The following is a 1,193-nucleotide window of genomic DNA, read 5'->3' as shown; positions in this document are numbered from 1 at the left end:
CAGCCCGTTTCCGCACACGGGAAGACGTCGTCAGGTTCCTCGACCCCGACAAAACCAAGATCAAACCGACGTGTTGATTCCCGGCAAGCCCTTAGGCACTGTTTCTCGGATCTCCGTCGCGGGGTGGGGTGTTGGGGGCAGGCTTGCCACATGGGACGCGGAGACCTGACGAATGCGGAGTGGGATCGGCTGGAGTCGTTCTTACCTCGCGGTGGTGCACGTGGGGGCCGGTGGAGCGATCACCGACGGGTGATCAACGGGGTGCTGTACCGGGTCCGTACGGGCGTCCAGTGGCGGGATCTGCCTGAGCGGTTCGGGCCGTGGGAGACGGTCTACAAACGCCATCGCCGCTGGTCGGCGGATGGGACCTGGCAGATGCTGCTGTCGAAGGTGCAGGCCGCCGAGGACGCCGAGGGCCGGATCGACTGGGATGTGTCCGTCGACTCCACAGCGGTGCGCGCTCACCAGCACGCGGCCGGCGCACGAAAGGCAGCGCCCGCCGCGGCTCCTCAAAAGGGGGTTCGCCCGCGGACGAACCAGGGCGATCCGGTGCTTCGGAAACTGGCCGTCCGGCTGGAGGAGGTGGTCCGATCGGCGAGTGTCTGGGACGCTCCCGCGGGGGCTTCACCACCAAGATCCACCTCGCAGCGGACGGACGATGCCGACCGCTCGCCGTTGTCCTGACACCTGGACACTACGGAGACGGCCCCCAACTGCGGCCCGTCCTGGAGCGGGTGTCCGTGCCCCGCGCCGGTGTCGGCCGGCCTCGCAGCCGACCCGACCATGTCCTGGCCGACAAGGCCTACACGTCCCGCGAAAACCGCCGCTACCTGCGACGGCGCGGCATATCGCACACCATCCCCGAACGACTCGACCAACGCAGACACCGACGCAATCGCGGTTCCCGAGGCGGTCGGCCCACTGGGTTCGACCCCGAACGCTACAAGAAGCGCAACACCGTTGAACGTGCCATCAACCGTCTCAAAGGCTTCCGCGCGGTCGCCACACGCTACGAGAAGCGGGCCTACACCTACCTCGGCACAGTCACCATCGCAGCACTCATCGTCTGGCTCCGCACATGATCCGAGAAACACTGCCTAGGGCTTGCCGGGAAACAAGTCGTGGCTTCCGGCTGCGCGGCTCGTTGTTCTGGTATGGGGAGACCGGAAGGGATCGAGGCCGTCCTGGCTGCG

General features: G+C 66.9%; 1 protein-coding gene. It reads left to right on the top strand.

Translation table 11 applies throughout. The annotated features are described in order from the left end of the window. The first annotated feature begins 150 nt into the window (after window positions 1-150). Window positions 151-1,082 (top strand): IS5 family transposase gene (locus ACWCQ1_RS52125; RefSeq protein ID WP_412488790.1). Its coding sequence is split into 2 segments (ribosomal slippage): window positions 151-586 and window positions 586-1,082, totalling 933 coding nucleotides; the frame shifts between segments, so codons are not numbered across the junction. The last annotated feature ends 111 nt before the right edge of the window (window positions 1,083-1,193 follow it).

Source organism: Streptomyces sp. NPDC002144, from assembly GCF_053593695.1.
Note: the sequence above shows the minus strand (reverse complement) of the source record. Positions and strands in the feature narration are given on the sequence as shown.